Source organism: Saccharopolyspora sp. 6V, assembly GCF_020176785.1.
Classification (GTDB): domain Bacteria; phylum Actinomycetota; class Actinomycetes; order Mycobacteriales; family Pseudonocardiaceae; genus Saccharopolyspora_C; species Saccharopolyspora_C gregorii.
Map to the genome: position 1 here is coordinate 12,097 of NZ_JAIUKB010000065.1, position 14,752 is coordinate 26,848.

General features: G+C 73.5%; 14 protein-coding genes. 4 read left to right on the forward strand and 10 right to left on the reverse strand.

The genetic code is table 11. From position 1 onward, the window contains the following. Nucleotides 1-205 precede the first annotated feature (205 nt). Nucleotides 206-394 carry a hypothetical protein gene (locus LCD35_RS13895; RefSeq protein WP_224963052.1) on the forward strand — a complete coding sequence of 63 codons (189 nt, stop codon included), beginning with the start codon at nucleotides 206-208 and terminating at the stop codon, nucleotides 392-394. After that, nucleotides 391-1,293: a serine/threonine-protein kinase gene (locus tag LCD35_RS13900; RefSeq protein WP_225044299.1), complete on the forward strand. Its 903-nt coding sequence runs from the start codon at nucleotides 391-393 to the stop codon at nucleotides 1,291-1,293. The genes LCD35_RS13895 and LCD35_RS13900 overlap by 4 nt, the downstream gene beginning before the upstream one ends. 51 nt (nucleotides 1,294-1,344) lie before the next feature. Here LCD35_RS13900 and LCD35_RS13905 read toward each other — a convergent pair whose 3' ends face one another. Continuing rightward, a complete protein-coding gene (locus LCD35_RS13905; RefSeq protein ID WP_224969059.1) occupies nucleotides 1,345-1,896 on the reverse strand; it encodes a hypothetical protein in 552 nt (183 codons plus the stop codon). A gap of 133 nt (nucleotides 1,897-2,029) precedes the next feature. Between LCD35_RS13905 and LCD35_RS13910 the strand changes: the two genes are divergently transcribed. Next, the gene (locus LCD35_RS13910; RefSeq protein WP_224963046.1) at nucleotides 2,030-2,638 is read left to right on the forward strand and encodes a TetR/AcrR family transcriptional regulator; all 609 of its coding nucleotides are present in this window, start codon (nucleotides 2,030-2,032) and stop codon (nucleotides 2,636-2,638) included. Nucleotides 2,639-2,903: 265 nt separating this feature from the next. Here the strand turns inward: LCD35_RS13910 and LCD35_RS13915 are convergent, their stop codons facing one another. From LCD35_RS13915 to aceB, 3 genes are all read right to left on the reverse strand, one after another. Beyond that, nucleotides 2,904-3,242, reverse strand: coding sequence for a hypothetical protein (locus LCD35_RS13915; protein ID WP_224969057.1), 339 nt, complete (start codon nucleotides 3,240-3,242; stop codon nucleotides 2,904-2,906). 244 nt (nucleotides 3,243-3,486) lie between these two features. Further along, nucleotides 3,487-4,737: an aldolase/citrate lyase family protein gene (locus LCD35_RS13920; protein WP_224956893.1), complete on the reverse strand. Its 1,251-nt coding sequence runs from the start codon at nucleotides 4,735-4,737 to the stop codon at nucleotides 3,487-3,489. A 72-nt stretch (nucleotides 4,738-4,809) separates the two neighbouring features. Continuing rightward, nucleotides 4,810-6,408 (reverse strand): malate synthase A, encoded by a 1,599-nt coding sequence (aceB, locus tag LCD35_RS13925; protein ID WP_224977661.1) that lies wholly within the window; start codon nucleotides 6,406-6,408, stop codon nucleotides 4,810-4,812. Nucleotides 6,409-6,590: 182 nt separating this feature from the next. Between aceB and LCD35_RS13930 the strand changes: the two genes are divergently transcribed. Then, nucleotides 6,591-7,370 (forward strand): IclR family transcriptional regulator, encoded by a 780-nt coding sequence (locus tag LCD35_RS13930; protein WP_224956891.1) that lies wholly within the window; start codon nucleotides 6,591-6,593, stop codon nucleotides 7,368-7,370. On the opposite strand, the gene LCD35_RS13935 is transcribed toward LCD35_RS13930, so the two are convergent. The 6 genes from LCD35_RS13935 to glmS all read right to left on the reverse strand — a co-directional run bounded on the left by LCD35_RS13935 (nucleotide 7,356) and on the right by glmS (nucleotide 14,486). Next, entirely contained in the window at nucleotides 7,356-8,009 is a 654-nt protein-coding gene (locus LCD35_RS13935) for a DedA family protein (RefSeq protein ID WP_225044300.1), read from the reverse strand. The two genes, LCD35_RS13930 and LCD35_RS13935, sit on opposite strands and share 15 nt — an antisense overlap. Before the next feature lie 185 nt (nucleotides 8,010-8,194). Continuing rightward, entirely contained in the window at nucleotides 8,195-8,656 is a 462-nt protein-coding gene (gene tsaE, locus LCD35_RS13940; RefSeq protein ID WP_224967404.1) for a tRNA (adenosine(37)-N6)-threonylcarbamoyltransferase complex ATPase subunit type 1 TsaE, read from the reverse strand. Then, nucleotides 8,653-9,759: an alpha/beta fold hydrolase gene (locus LCD35_RS13945; RefSeq protein WP_224956888.1), complete on the reverse strand. Its 1,107-nt coding sequence runs from the start codon at nucleotides 9,757-9,759 to the stop codon at nucleotides 8,653-8,655. Before LCD35_RS13945 ends, tsaE begins: the two co-directional genes overlap by 4 nt. Further along, nucleotides 9,756-10,901 (reverse strand): alanine racemase, encoded by a 1,146-nt coding sequence (alr, locus tag LCD35_RS13950; protein ID WP_224967403.1) that lies wholly within the window; start codon nucleotides 10,899-10,901, stop codon nucleotides 9,756-9,758. Before alr ends, LCD35_RS13945 begins: the two co-directional genes overlap by 4 nt. Nucleotides 10,902-10,994: 93 nt before the next feature. Then, nucleotides 10,995-12,497 carry an NAD(P)H-hydrate dehydratase gene (locus tag LCD35_RS13955; RefSeq protein WP_225044301.1) on the reverse strand — a complete coding sequence of 501 codons (1,503 nt, stop codon included), beginning with the start codon at nucleotides 12,495-12,497 and terminating at the stop codon, nucleotides 10,995-10,997. A 126-nt stretch (nucleotides 12,498-12,623) separates the two neighbouring features. Next, nucleotides 12,624-14,486, reverse strand: coding sequence for a glutamine--fructose-6-phosphate transaminase (isomerizing) (gene glmS / locus LCD35_RS13960; protein ID WP_224956886.1), 1,863 nt, complete (start codon nucleotides 14,484-14,486; stop codon nucleotides 12,624-12,626). Nucleotides 14,487-14,752: the final 266 nt, after the last annotated feature.

Below are 14,752 nucleotides of genomic sequence, written 5' to 3' on the forward strand. Positions count from 1 at the left end.
TCCAACCAGATGAGGCAAACGGTCCGGTCACTCCCCACCCAGCACAGGTGAACGGACCGTTCGTCCAACTAGACGAGGCAAACGGTCCGTTCACCCGCGGCGAGCGGCGCTCCAGAGCCGTCCGGTATGCCCGTTCCTCGCGTACGCTGGCAGGAGATGATCTCGGAAACCGAGATCGGCATCGGCCGCCACCAGGAGGTCCACAATGGACTTGGGCAAGCTGTTCAACTCGCTGTCCCCCGCCAAGCACAGCCACCGCTCCTCCCGCGACAGCAGCGACCGGCACCGCCACCACCGCGGGCACAGCGGGTCCAGCAGCGACCACCGCCGCCGTCGCCGCGACAGCTCCAGCCGCAGCGGATCCGGCCGCCGACGCCACCGCAGCCGCAGTTGAGCGCTGCACCGGCCCCGGAAGAAGCCAGCTCGTACTACGACGAAGGCGACTGGGGCCCGCCCGGGCCCGCCCTCGGACCGGGCGAGCACCTGGCCCCCGGATACCGCGTGATCTCGTTGCTGCGGCGGGGAAATCGCCTCGACGTCTACGACCTGTGGAGCGAGGAGCGCGACTGCCGCTGCATCGGCAAGACGCTGCGCCCCGAGCGCGCCGCCGACCCGACCGCCGCCGAACGGCTGCGCGAGGAGGGGGCGCTGCTCGGGTCGCTCACCCACCCGAACCTGGTGCGCGGCTACGAGACCCTGCTCAGCGGCGAGCCCGAGCGGCCCGCGGTGATCACCGAGACGCTGCCCGGCGCGACGCTGAGCCACCTGCTGGACGAGCACGAGCGGCTGCGGCCGGTCGACGCGGCGATCCTCGGCGTGCAGCTGTGCTCCGCGCTCGGCTACCTGCACCGGAAGGGCTGGGCGCACCTCGACGTGAAGCCATCGAACGTGATCTCCACCGGCGGCCGGGCCGTGCTGCTCGACCTCAGCCTCGCCTGCCGCATCGGGGAGCGCAGCTCCGCCGGAACCTTCGACTACCTGTCGCCGGAACAGGCGCGCGGCGGGGAGATGACCGCGGCGACCGACGTGTGGGGCCTCGGGATCACGTTGTGGGAGGCGCTGTCCGGAGATCCGCCGTGGGCGGAACACTCGCACCACCGCGGCGCGGACGGGGTGCGGCACTACCCGCAGCTCACGTCCGCCCCACCGCCGCTGCGCACCCGGCGGCGGCTGCCGGCGCGGCTGTCCCGCACCTTCGACGCCTGCCTCGCACCCGACCCCGGCGCCCGCCCCACCATCACCGAGGTCGCGGACCGCCTCATCACCTGGTCCGGCGTCGACCCCGCGGCCTGACCCGCGGGGAACGGCCCGCTCGCGATCGAACGAGCCGTTCCCCGCGGTGGTTCAGGAGCGCGGCGCGGAACCGAGGCGCACGGCCGAGACCAGGAAGAAGATCCCGCCGAGCAGCGCGTACCCGGCGACGTTCGCCAGCGACGCGTCCGGCTTCCCCGCCATCAGCAAGAACGAGGCTCCCGCCAGCACCGAGATGCCACCGCTGGCGATCATCGCCCACTGCCCGCCCAGCCGAAGCCGCCGCACGGCCACCCCGAGCTGCACCGCACCGGCCACGACCGCCCACGCGCCCCACACCCGCAGCACCGCCGGGATGCCCGAGGTGAGCGCGACGATCAGACCGGCCGCGGCCAGCGTGCTGATCGCGATGTTCACGTAGAGCCCCGCCGCGGAACCCCGGGACGAGCGGGCGTCGACGATCGCCGCCGCCACGTCGAACACCGGGTACAGCACCAGCAGCACCGCCGTCAGCGGGCCGAGGCTGGACGCGGTCAAGAACACCAGGACCGCCCAGACGAGGGCGAAGCCGAAGCGCACGAAGTAGAGGCGGCGCAGCGTCGCCGCGACACCGGTCGAAGCGGCGGGGGCGGTGGCGGTGGTCATGGCGGGTTCCCTTCATTGAGGAGGCTCGCATCGAGCCCGGGGAAGAAAGACCGTTCTCTCTCCCGATGGGGGAAGCGTGGCAGACCGCTCCGCAGAATGCAAGAACGATCGTTCTTTCTGCTACGGTGGCCGCATGGCGACGACGCGCACCGAGGACCCGAATCCGCGCGGCCGGTCCGAAGCCCGCGACCGGCTGCTGGCCACCGCCAGCGCGCTGTTCTACGGCGAAGGCATCCGGGCCGTCGGCGTCGAACGCATCCTCGCCGAAGCGCCGACCACGCGAGCCACGTTCTACCGGCACTTCCCCTCCAAGGAAGCGCTCGTGCTCGCCTACCTCCGCGACGTCGACGCGCACATCCGCGCCGGCGTGCGCACCGCCGTCGACACCGCGCCGAGCCCCGCCGACGCGGTCCGCGCGATCGGCGACGGAGTCGCCGCCGACCTCGGCAGGCCCGAATTCCGCGGCTGCGCATTCCTCAACGCCGCCAACGAATACCCCGAACCCGGCAATCCCGTGCGCCAGGTCGTGCTCGACCACCGCGCCTGGTACGTCGCCGAGCTCACCGCGCTGTTCGCGCAGGTCTTCGGGGGCTCACCACGCCGCGGCAAACCGGAGCACGCCGCGCGGCACTTCCTGATGATGCGCGACGGCGCGATGACCGGTGCGCACATCGACGGCGCGGAGAACGTCGGCGCCGCCTTCCAGCGCGGGGTCGAAGGACTGCTCACCGTGCTGCACTGAGTTCTCCGGCCACGGTGTTCTCCGGCCACGGCCGGGCTGCATTCCGGGCTGGGCCCGGGATTCCGGGGTGGGCCGGGGATTTCGGAGTGGGGTTCCGCGCCGGGGTTCCAGGCCGGGCCGGGGGTTTCGGGCCGCGCCGGGATTCCAAGCTCGGCCGAGGATTTCGGGCCATGCCGGGGATTTCAAGCTGAGCCAGGGGTTTCGGGCCAGGTGGGAAACCCGGGCTGGGGATTCCGGACTGGGCCGGGAAGTCCGGGCCGGGCGGTCAGCGCTTGCGGCGGAAGGCCACCGCCAGCGCCACGGCGACCGCGGTCAACGCCACCTGGCCGCCGAGCACGATGCGGTTCACGTCCACCGCCGGGTGCCACACGGCGCCCTGCGCGGTCACCGCCCACGCCCCCACCGGCTTCGCGATCGTGCCGCCTCCGCCCGAACGGTTCTTGCGGCGACCGCTCACCCCGCCGCCCCGGCGCACCTGCACCACCGGCAGCAGCGTCGTGCCGTCCTGCTGCACGGCGGGGCCGAACACCTGTCCCTCGCGGAGTTCCGCGGTGAGCGCGGCGACCGCGTCCTCCGCCGTCACGAGCTCGTCACTGCCGGACATGCCGCCTCCCGAGGCCGATCGGACTCCCACCGACCCTAGCCGCCCGCGCCGGGTGAACGGACCGTTCGACCAACCGGACCGGACGAACGGTCCGTTCACCCGCAACGAACAGCCCGAGTCAACGGACCGCTCGTCCAACCAGACGAGGCGAACGGTCCGTTCACCCCTGACGAACGGCAGGAGTGAACGGACCGTTCGACCAACTAGATGGGACGAACGGTCCGTTCACTCGACGAAGCAGGAGTCAGAGGCGGGCGAGGGCGCGCAGCCCGGCCTCGTCGATGGTGGTCAGCTCCCGCGCCTCCGCCGCGTCGATCGCCCCGCCGTCGAGGGCGCGCACGAACGCGGACGCCAGGGCGCGGGCGGTGGCGGGCTCGTCGAGGACCGCGCCGCTCCCGGAACCGACGTAGGCGGCGATCCGCTCGGCCTGCGCCGGTGCGCTCTCCCGGAACTCCGCGAACGCGGCGGCGTACCGGCTCACCAGCTGCGCCGGGTGCAGGTCCCAGCCCTGGTAGAAGCCGTGCGCGAGCGAGCGCCGCACCAGCTCGTAGTGGTTGCGCCAGCCGTGCCGCACCTGGTCGCCGACGGGCAGCACGTTGGTGGACCCGTCGGACAGGAAGATCCCGGTCCCGGCCGCGGACACCTGCATCACGTGCCGGGCGAAGTCGCAGGAGCGGTGCGCGAGGTGCTGGTGCGCGGCGGTGAGCCCGCAGCTCGCGGTGTAGTCGTAGGTGCCGAAGTGCAGCCCGCTCACCCGCCGCCGCCCGGCCTCGACGAACCGGGGCAGCGCCAACCGGCCCGCACCGTCCACGATGGACTGAGTGGTCTCCACCTGGATCTCGAAGCGCAGCGCCCCGGAGGCCAGCCCGAGCTGCTGCTCGAACAGCTCCAGCAGCTCCACCAGCACCTCGACCTGCGCGACGTCCACGACCTTCGGGAAGGTGAGCACGAACCCGCCGGGCAGGCTCCCCCACTCCCGCAGCAGCGCGGTCAGGAACACGTCCAGCGTGCGCACGGATCGCGCCCGCAGCTCGGGGGTGTCGAAGGACTTCACGCGCAGCCCGAAGTTCAGCGGCTGTTCCCCGTCCCGCAGCCACCCGGCGACGATCCCGGCGGTGCGTTCGGCGTCGGCGTCCTCGGTCTCGTCGCCGGGCGAGCCGTAGCCGTCCTCGAAGTCGATCCGCAGGTCCTCGACCGGGGCACCGGCCAGCTTCTCCCGCACCCGCGGATGCACCGCGGCCGCAACGGGATCGGCCATCCCCAGCAGTGCGCCGAGCGCGGCCGGGTCCGGTAGGTGCTCGTCGAACGCGTCCAGCGCGGTGCTCGCCCACGTCCGCAGCACGTCCGCGGCCACCGCCGACGCGGGCACGTAGCAGGTGTGCACCGGCTGCCGCGCGGATCCCGCTCCCGGGTGGCGCCGCGCCCGGTCCTCGTCCACCTCCGACAACCGGTCCAACCGCCGCCGAACCTGCTCGGCGTCCAGCGAAGTCCTCACGCGCACCTCCGGGAACGTCGGGGGGGGCGGCTCGCACCGCCCCCTCCGCACCAGTGGATCACGACCAGTGCATCAGATCCGCTCGTACGCGGGCAGGGTCAGGAAGTCGACGAATTCGTCGGCGACCGCGACCTGCTCGAACAGCTCCACCGCGGCGGCGAGGTTCTCGGTCGGGAACCCGGCCTCGGCCCGCAGCGCCTGCTCGGTGTCGGCGAGGACCTGGCGCACCAGGTCCACCGTCACCTGCTCCCCACCGGCGAGGACCACGTCGTTGTGCAGCCACTGCCAGATCTGCGAGCGGGAGATCTCGGCGGTCGCGGCGTCCTCCATCAGGTTGTGGATGGCCGCCGCACCGTTGCCGCCCAGCCAGGACACGATGTAGCGGACGCCGACGTCCACGGCCGCGCGCAGGCCCTCGATGGTCTTGTCGCCGGGCGTCTTGTTCACCGCGAGCAGGTCGTCCGCGGTGATCGACACGTCGGCGCGCTTGCGGTCGATCTGGTTCGGCTTGTCGCCGAGGACCGCGTCGAACTCCTCGAAGCAGATCTCCACCAGGCCCGGGTGCGCCACCCAGGAACCGTCGAAACCGTCACCGGCCTCGCGGTTCTTGTCGTCGTGGACCTTCTGCATCGCCTTGTCGTTGGCTTCCGGGTCCTTCTTGTTCGGGATGAACGCGGCCATGCCGCCGATCGCGAACGCGCCCCGCTTGTGGCAGGTGCGCACCAGCAGCTCGGTGTAGGCGCGCATGAACGGCGCCGTCATGCCGACCGTGTTGCGGTCCGGCAGCACGTACTGGTCGGAGTCGCGGAAGGTCTTGATGACGCTGAACAGGTAGTCCCAGCGGCCCGCGTTCAGGCCGGCCGAGTGGTCGCGCAGCTCGTAGAGGATCTCCTCCATCTCGAACGCGGCCGGGAACGTCTCGATGAGCACCGTGCCGCGGATCGTGCCGTGCGGGATGCCGAGCTCCTGCTGGGCGTGGGTGAACACGTCGTTCCACAGCCGCGCTTCGAGGTGGCTCTCCATCTTCGGCAGGTAGAAGTACGGCCCGCTGCCGCGGTTCACCAGCTCCTGGGCGTTGTGGAAGAAGTACAGCCCGAAGTCCAGCAGCGCACCGACGATCGGCTTGCCGTCGACCAGCACGTGCTTGTCGTCGAAGTGCCAGCCGCGGGGGCGCACCAGCGGCACCGCGTGCTGCACGTCGTCGCGCAGCTTGTACTGCTTGCCCTCCGGCGTGGTCAGCTCCACCTGCTTGCGGACCACGTCGTAGAGGTTGACCTGGCCGCTGACCACGTTCGACCAGTGCGGCGTGTTCGCGTCCTCCAGGTCGGCCAGCCAGACGCGGGCACCGGAGTTGAGCGCGTTCACCGACATCTTGCGGTCGGTGGGGCCGGTGATCTCCACGCGGCGGTCGGCGATGTCGGCCGGGGGCGCGGCGACCTGCCAGTCGGACTCGCGGACCTCCGCGGTCTCCGGCAGGAAGTCGAGCCTGCCGTTGCGCTTGGCCTCGGCGCGGCGCTGCACGCGGCGGGCGAGCAGTTCGTCGCGGCGGGCGCCGAACTTCCGCTGCAGACCGGCGACGAAGTCGAGGGCCTCGGCGGTGAGGATCTCGTCGCCGCGCTCCACGGGGCCGCCGAGCACCTGCACGCTCGTCGTCGGGGTCGTGTCGGACATGGAAGCCCACCTCTCTCGGTACCTGCGCTCGCCGCCGAGCCGGGGCCCGCTCGGCAGCGCCAGAACGCTTCAGTGCTTTTCTGCATCGTGGATGTTAGTTTCCACATGTGGCCCGAGGCAACATGAGCTCGGGCACCGCCGACTAGACTCGATCACCAGACCGACCCGAAGGGACCGCAGCGATGACCGGGCCACGTCGTGCCAACCAAGGCGGAGGGGTGCAGTCCATCGAGCGCGCCTTCGACCTGCTGGAACTGATGGCGGACGCGGGCGGCGAAGTCGCGCTCTCCGAACTCGCCGAGACCTCCGGGCTGCCGCTGCCCACCATCCACCGGATCATGCGGACCCTCGTGAGCAGCGGATACGCCCGCCAGCAGCCGTCCCGGCGCTACTCGCTCGGCCCGCGGCTGATCCGGCTCGGCGAGACCGCCAGCCGGTCGCTCGGGTCCTGGGCGCGGCCCTACCTCGCCGAACTCACCGAAGCCACCGGGGAGACCTCCAACATGGCGGTCCTCGACGGCGACCAGGTCGTCTACGTCGCCCAGGTGCCCTCGCAGCACTCGATGCGGATGTTCACCGAGGTCGGCCGCCGCGTCGACGCGCACGCCACCGCCGTCGGCAAGGCCGTGCTCGCCGACCTCGCCGCCGACAGCGTCGCGCAGCTGCTCGAACGCTCCGGGATGCGCGCGCAGACCGAACGCACCATCACCAGCGTCGGCGCCATGCAGGACGAGCTCGCCCGCATCCGCGAGCAGGGCTACGCCGTCGACGACGGCGAGCGGGAGGTCGGCGTCCGCTGCTACGCGGTGGCCCTGCCCGGGGCGCCTGCCGGAGCCGCGATCTCCATCAGCGGTCCCGAAGGGCGGATGACCCGCATGTCCACCGACACCCTCGTCCCGCTCATGCAACGCCTCGCCGAGAAGCTCGCCGCCGAACTGCGCACCGCCTCACACGGCGCCTGAGCGCTCCACCCGCGCGGCCCGGCGCCGCCGCACCAGCAGCACCGCCCCCGCTCCGAGCGCGGCCAGCACCACCAGCGGCGCGCCTGCCACGCCCACCGCGGCCGACACCCGGCCGTAGGCCTCCCCCGCGACCCGGCCGAGCACGCACACCACCGCCGCCCACGTGAACGCCGCCGGGACGCTCGCCGCGCAGAACCGCAGGTGCGCGACGCCCGCGCGGCCCGCCAACCGCGGCAGCAACGTGCGCAGCACGCTCACGAAGTGCGCGCCGGCCACCGCCGGGACCGCGCGGCGCTCCAGCAGCGACAACGCCCGGCGCACCCGCTCCGGGCCGGCGCGCCGGATCAACCCGCGCTCCCAGCGACCCGGCGGCTCCAGCAGATCCGCGTCCGCGTCCAGCAACCGCAGCCGCCGCGCCCGCAGGAACGCCCACTGGCAGCCCAGCGCCGACGCGGCACCCGCCACCGGCACGGCGACCCACAGCGGCACCACCCCCTGCCGGGACAGCAGCCCCAGCGCGAGCAGCATCGGCGAACCCGGCAGCAGCACGCCCAGCGGCGAACCCGACTCCAGCACCAGCACCACCGCCGCCACCACTAGCAGGGCCGGCACCGGCAAGCCCATCACGTGCTCGACCACCGAGCGCCCCTCCGCACCGTCCGAATCCGCGCACCGCAGCGGTGGGACCGCGCTCGGCCCCACCGGTCACCGCACGGGCGGTGGACGCCGTCGCCGCGGAGGCCGCACCCGCGGCACGGTGCCGCCCGCACCCTTCCTACCGGGAGATCGAGGCGGGATCGGTCCCGCCGGTATCCCTCGCGCGGTCAGCCGCGGACCGCGGCCAAGCGCTGCGGCCAGTCCGCGCCGTGCGGCTCCAGCTCCACCTCGCGCACGTCATCGGCGCGGCGGTGCAGCCTGATCAGCAGGAACTCGTCGGCGAGCCGGTCCGCGACCTCCGCTCCCCACTCCACGACCACCACCGCATCGGTGAGGTCGGTGTCCAGGTCCAGGTCGTCGACGTCCTCCAGGCCACCCAGCCGGTAGGCGTCCACGTGCACCAGCGGCGGCCCGTCCGCCGCCGGGTGGTGCACCCGGGCGATCACGAACGTCGGCGAGGTGACCTGGCCCGTCACGCCCATGCCCGCGGCGATGCCCTTCGCCAGCACGGTCTTGCCCGCGCCCAGCGGGCCGTCCAGGACCACCAGATCACCCGCGCGCAGGACGGCGCCGAGGCGCCTGCCGAACTCCAGCGCCGCTTCCGGCGTCGCCAACTCGACGGTGCTCATGACCGGCCGCCCACCTTCGTCTCGCCCTCCGCGGCGCGGCGGGCACCGCGCCTGATCAGCGCCTCCAGGTGCCCGGTCACCAGCTCGTCCCGCTCCAGCATCGCCATGTGCCCGGCGCCTTCCACCCGCACCAGCTCGGCGTCCGGCAGCTCCCCGGCGATCACCTCGGAGTGCGAGAACGGCGTCATCCGGTCCAGATCGCCGCTGAGCACCAGCACCTCGGTGTGCCGCAGCCCGGCCAGCGCGGCCTTGCGGTCGTGCGAACCGAGCGTCTCCAGGAAGTCCGTGACCACCTCGACCGTGGTCGCCGAGATCATCTTGTTCATCAGGTCCACCAGCGACGGGCTGACCTCGCGGTCGCCGAACGACAGCGCCCGCACGATGCTCCACGCCAGCTGCCCGCCGGTGCGGCGCACCCGCTCCACCAGCTCCGGCTGCAACCCGGCGATCACGCCCAGGCCGCGGGTCAGCGGGTTGTGCCGGGACAGCCACGGCTTCGGCAAGCCGGAGGCGCCGATCTCCCCGGCCGAGGTGCTCATGAACGCCACCGCGCACACCCGGTCCCGGAACAGCTTCGGCCGCTGCTCGGCCAGCGCCATGATCGCCATGCCGCCCATCGAATGCCCCACCAGCACCACCGGTCCGCGCCGCGCGGTCGCCCGCACCACCGCGTCCAGGTCCTTGCCGAGCTGCTCGATCGTGCTGCCGCGCCGCGAGGAATGCCCGGAGCGGCCGTGGCTGCGCTGGTCGTACTGCACCACCCGCACCCGCGGATCGGTCATCTTCGGCAGGTCGCGGCGCTGGAAGTGCCAACATCGCGAATCCAGCGCGTAGCCGTGCACCAGCACCACCGTCAGGTCGGCGTGCCCGCCGTCCGCCGGTTTGATCTCCTGCACCGCGAGCGGGACGCCGTCGTCGGCGGCGACCGTGGACTGCCGGTCCGGTCGCAGCTTGCCCAGCGATTCCTCGGCGTGCGGGTCGTCCTCGTCCTGGCGCTGGGTGGCGATGCGCGAGCTGTGCGCGGCGACGCCGACGACCGCACCGGTCACCGCGGCCCCGAGCACCCCGCTGGTCCAGGCGAGCGCCTGCCACACCGGTCTCATGTCGCCTCCGTCCCCACCGCGGTGCGCGTCACCCGCGGCCGGTACATGCCGGTGACGATCTCGTAGTGGATCGTGCCGAGCGCCTCCGCCCATTCCGCGGCGGTCGGCGCGCCCTGCTCACCGGCGCCGAACAGCACCACCTCGTCGCCCGCGGCGACCGGGTCGTCGTCGCAGCGCACCACCAGCTGGTCCATGCACACCCGGCCCACGACGGGACGGCGGCGCCCGGCCAGCCACACCTCCATGCGGCCGGAGAGGCTGCGCGGCACGCCGTCGGCGTAGCCGACCGGGACCAGCGCCAACGTGCACGGGCGGTCCGCGGTCCACCGGTGGCCGTAGGACACGCTCTCGCCCGCGGCGACCCGCTTGGTCAGCACCACGGTGGAGCGGAACGTCATCGCCGGGACCAGCCCGTGGTCGCCGTCCTGCGGCACCGGGTCCAGCCCGTAGGCGGCGATGCCGGGGCGCACCAGCTCGAAGTGCAGATCGGGGCGGGTCAGCACCGCCGCCGAGTTCGCCAGGTGCCGGATCGGGTCGAGCCCGGCGGCGCGCGCCTGCCGGTAGGCCGCGTCGAAGCGAGCGGCCTGCGCGTCGATCGACGGGTGCCCGAGCTCGTCGGCGCACGCCAGGTGCGACCACACGGCCACGACCTCGACCGCGCCCGCGGCCTGCGCCTTCGCCGCCCGCTCCACCAGCGACGGCCACAGCTCCGGTGGGCAGCCGTTGCGGCTCAACCCGGTATCGATCTTGAGGTGCACCCGGGCGGTCGTCGACCGCGCCTGCGCGGCCGCGGCGATCGCGTGCAGCTCCGCCTCCGAGGAGACGCCGAGCTGCACGTCCGCGGCGACGGCCGCGTCGAAGTCGTCGCCCGGGGCGTGCAGCCAGCACAGCAGCGGCGCGGTGATGCCGTCCGCGCGCAGCCGCAGCGCCTCGCCGATCGCGGCCACGCCCAGCTCGGAGGCGCCCGCGGACAGCGCGGCGCGCGCGACGGTCGCGGCACCGTGGCCGTAGCCGTCGGACTTCACCACCACCATCGTGCGAGCACCGGAACGCCGGGCGCGCTCGGCCAGCAGGGCGACGTTGTTGCGGAGCGCGTCGACGTCAATGCGCAGGTCGGCGCGGTGCACGGGCTGTTCGGTCATGGCGCGCACATCGTCGCACACGGAAACCGGACGAAGGCCCGCACATGTGACCCACCCCCGCCCCGAGATCAACGCCGGCCCCGGACCGGCCCGTCAGCTCGCGCGGAGCGTCCGGATCGCCGCCGGAACCGACCTGAGCAGCGCCGACGCGCCGATCGGAGCACCCACCGGATCGTCCCCGGCCTCCGGCCCGAACGCGGCGAGCTCGGCCGCCAGCGCGTGCGCGTGGGCCGCGTATCCGCAGGCCAGCCACGGATCGATGCCCGCCGCCAGCAGCGCGCCGATCAACCCGGTCAGCACATCACCCGATCCGGCGGTGGCGGGCCAGGCGTGCACCGAGGGGTTCACCAGCACCCGGCCGTCCGGGGCCGCCACCACCGTCGTGTTGCCCTTGAGCAGCAGCACCACGTCGAAGCGCCGCGCCACCTCCCGCGCCGCGGCGACCCGGTCCGCACCGACCTCGCCCGCGAGCCGCTGGAACTCCCCGGCGTGCGGCGTCAGCACCACCGCCGCGTCCGGGTCCCGCGCGTCCCACAGCGTCGGGTCCTCCGCGAGCAGGGTGATCGAGTCGGCGTCCGCGCACACCGGCCGCCCCGACTCCAGCGCGTGCCGCAGCACCTCGCGGCCGCTGGCGCCGGTGCCGATGCCCGGCCCGACCGCCCACGCCTGCACCCGGCCGGCGTCGGTGATCGAGCCGGTGGCCACCACCTCCGGCCAGTGCGAGCGCACCAGGTCCGCCGCCGAACCCGCGTAGCGCACCATGCCCGAGGTCGCCTGCACGGCCGAGCCGGTCGCCAGCACCGCCGCGCCCGGGTACGTCGCGGAACCGGCGGCGACGCCCACCACGCCCTGCGAGTACTTGTCGTCCTGCGGCCGCGGGACCGGCCAGCCCGCGCCCACGTCCGCCGCGTCCAGCACGAACAGGTCCGGCTCCGGCAGGTGCTCGTCCACGCCGATGCCTGCCACCACCACCGCACCCGACCGCACCGACCCGGCGCCGAGCACGTGGCCCGGTTTGCGGCCGCCGAACGTCACCGTCAGGTCCGCGTCCACCGCGGGCCCGTCCACCGCACCGGTGATCGGGTCGACGCCGGAGGGCAGGTCCACCGCCACCACCGGCGCCGCCACCCGGGACACCAGCTCCGCGGCCAGCGGACGCAGGCTTCCCCGCGCCGAGAGCCCCACGATCCCGTCGACCACCAGGTCCGCGCGCTCCAGCGCATCCGCGGCGGCCGCGCCGACCCCGGCGGTGTCCGCTCCCGGACCCGCCGCGTCCACGAGCACGCCGCCCGCGCGGCGCAGCGCCGCCGAACCCGCCGGGTGCGCCTTGTCCGGGGACAGCAGCAGCGCGGTCACACCCGCACCGCGGCGCCGGAACTCCACCCCGGCCCACAGCGCGTCGCCGCCGTTGCCGCCCGCCCCCACCAGCAGCACCACGTGCCTGCCCGCGACCGCGCCCGCGGTCTCCGCCAGCAGCCGGGCGCCGTGCACCGCGACCGCGAACGCGGCCCGGCGCATCACCACCGGTTCCGGGGTGCTGGTGAACACGCTGCGCTCGGCGTCCCGGACCTGGTCCGGGGTCCACGCTCCCTGCACGGGCGACCTCCTGTTCGCGGCTGGCACCGTCCGCTCGCGGCCTGGCACCGTCCTACCCGATCATCGCCCATCGGACGAGAAGGGGGGGCCGACCAGCGGTCGAGCGGCCCGATCAGCGCCGGTGGATCACTCCACCGTGACGGACTTGGCGAGGTTGCGGGGCTTGTCCACGTCGTAGCCGCGCGCCCGGGCGATCTCCGCCGCCAGCACCTGCAACGGGACCGTGGACACCAGCGGCTGCAGCAGCGTCGCCACCGCCGGGATCTCGATCAGCTCGTCCGCGAACGGGCGCACCGCCTCGTCGCCCTCCTCGGCGATGACGATGGTGCGGGCGCCGCGGGCCTGGATCTCGCGGATGTTGGACAGCATCTTCGAGTGCAGCAGCGCCCGGCCCTTCGCCGACGGCATCACCACGACCACCGGCAGCCGGTCCTCGATCAGCGCGATCGGCCCGTGCTTGAGCTCGCCCGCCGCGAAGCCCTCCGCGTGCATGTAGGCGAGCTCCTTGAGCTTCAGCGCGCCCTCCAGCGCCACCGGGTAGCCGACGTGGCGGCCCAGGAACAGCACCGCCTTCGAGTCGGCCAGCTCCCGGCCCAGCGTGCGCACCTGGTCCACGGTGGACAGCGTTTGCCGAACGGCCTGCGGCATCGCGGCGAGCTCCTCGAACTCGCGCGCCACCTCGTCCGAGTACTTCGTGCCGCGCGCCTGCGCCAGCGCCAGCCCCACCAGGTAGTTCGCGGTGATCTGCGCCAGGAACGTCTTCGTCGCCGCCACCCCGATCTCCGGGCCGGCGTGGGTGTAGAGCACCGCGTCCGACTCGCGCGGGATCTGCGCGCCGTTGGTGTTGCAGATGGCCAGCACCCGGGCCCGCTGGGTGCGCGCGTGCCGCACCGCCTCCAGGGTGTCCGCGGTCTCGCCGGACTGGGAGATCGCCACGACCAGGGTGTCGCGGCCCAGCACCGGGTCGCGGTAGCGGAACTCGCTGGCCAGCTCCACCTCGACCGGGATCCGGCACCAGTGCTCGATGGCGTACTTCGCGAGCAGGCCCGAGTGGTAGGCGGTGCCGCAGGCGACGACGAAGACCTTGTCGATGTCCCGCAGGTCCTGCTCGGTCATCCGCTGCTCGTCGAGGACGATGCCGCCGCCCGAGAAGTGCCCGCGCAGCGTGTTCTCCAGCGCCTCGGGCTGCTCCTCGATCTCCTTGAGCATGAAGTAGTCGTGGCCGCCCTTCTCGGCGGCCGACAGGTCCCAGTCCACGGTGAACGGCTTCGCCTGCACCTCGACGCCGTCGAAGTCGGTGACCCGGTAGCCGGCGCGGTCGATCGTGACGACCTGGTCCTGGCCGAGTTCCACCGCGTCCCGGGTGTGCTCGATGAACGCGGCCACGTCGGAGGCCAGGAAGTGCTCCCCCTCGCCGACGCCCACCACCAGCGGCGAGGAGCGGCGCGCCGCCACGATCTCGTCGGGCACGTCGGCGTGGGTGACCAGCAGCGTGAACGCGCCCTCCAACCGGCGCGCCACCGCGCGGGTGCTGGCGCTCAGGTCACCCGCGGTCGGACCGGAGGCGTACGCGGCGGCCACCAGGTGCGCCGCGGTCTCGGTGTCGGTCTCGCTGGCCATCTCCACGCCCGCGGACTCCAGCTCGGCGCGCAGCGCGGCGAAGTTCTCGATGATGCCGTTGTGCACCACCGCGACCTTGCCCGCCGCGTCCCGGTGCGGGTGCGCGTTGCGGTCGGTCGGCGCACCGTGCGTCGCCCACCGGGTGTGGCCCATGCCGCTGGTCGCCGCGAACCGCGAACCGTCCTGTCCGGCGAGCTTGCCCTCCAGGTTCGACAGCGCCCCCGCCGCCCGCTCGACCGCGAGACCGCCCGCGCCGTCGAGCATCGCGACGCCCGCCGAGTCGTAACCCCGGTACTCAAGCCGCCTGAGCCCGTCCAGCACCACGTCCAGCGCCTGACGATGTCCTACGTAACCCACGATGCCGCACACCCGAGTCAGCGTAGCCACCGCCGCCGAACGCCTCAGAACGGGCAGGGCAGCCGCACCTGACGGTGCGAACCCCGTCGCCACGACCCGGCGACGCCCATCACCGCCGGTCAACGGCCCGCGCCCGGTCCCGGCACCCGCGGTCGCGGTCCCCGCCTGGGGAGTTCCGGTGGTGCGCCGGCCCGGCGGCCGCGAGCGAGGCATCCGCCACGTGACGAACCGCGCACCTCGCGTGGGCGCGGTCGCGCCCGCGTCGGCTACCGTGACCC

Coding starts and splice junctions, on each gene's coding strand:
- LCD35_RS13945 (WP_224956888.1), bottom strand. CDS start 9,759: ATGAGACCGGTGTGGCAGGCGCTCGCCTGGACCAGCGGGGTGCTCGGG.
- LCD35_RS13905 (WP_224969059.1), bottom strand. CDS start 1,896: ATGACCACCGCCACCGCCCCCGCCGCTTCGACCGGTGTCGCGGCGACG.
- LCD35_RS13915 (WP_224969057.1), bottom strand. CDS start 3,242: ATGTCCGGCAGTGACGAGCTCGTGACGGCGGAGGACGCGGTCGCCGCG.
- alr (WP_224967403.1), bottom strand. CDS start 10,901: ATGACCGAACAGCCCGTGCACCGCGCCGACCTGCGCATTGACGTCGAC.
- aceB (WP_224977661.1), bottom strand. CDS start 6,408: ATGTCCGACACGACCCCGACGACGAGCGTGCAGGTGCTCGGCGGCCCC.
- tsaE (WP_224967404.1), bottom strand. CDS start 8,656: ATGAGCACCGTCGAGTTGGCGACGCCGGAAGCGGCGCTGGAGTTCGGC.
- LCD35_RS13910 (WP_224963046.1), top strand. CDS start 2,030: ATGGCGACGACGCGCACCGAGGACCCGAATCCGCGCGGCCGGTCCGAA.
- LCD35_RS13930 (WP_224956891.1), top strand. CDS start 6,591: ATGACCGGGCCACGTCGTGCCAACCAAGGCGGAGGGGTGCAGTCCATC.
- LCD35_RS13895 (WP_224963052.1), top strand. CDS start 206: ATGGACTTGGGCAAGCTGTTCAACTCGCTGTCCCCCGCCAAGCACAGC.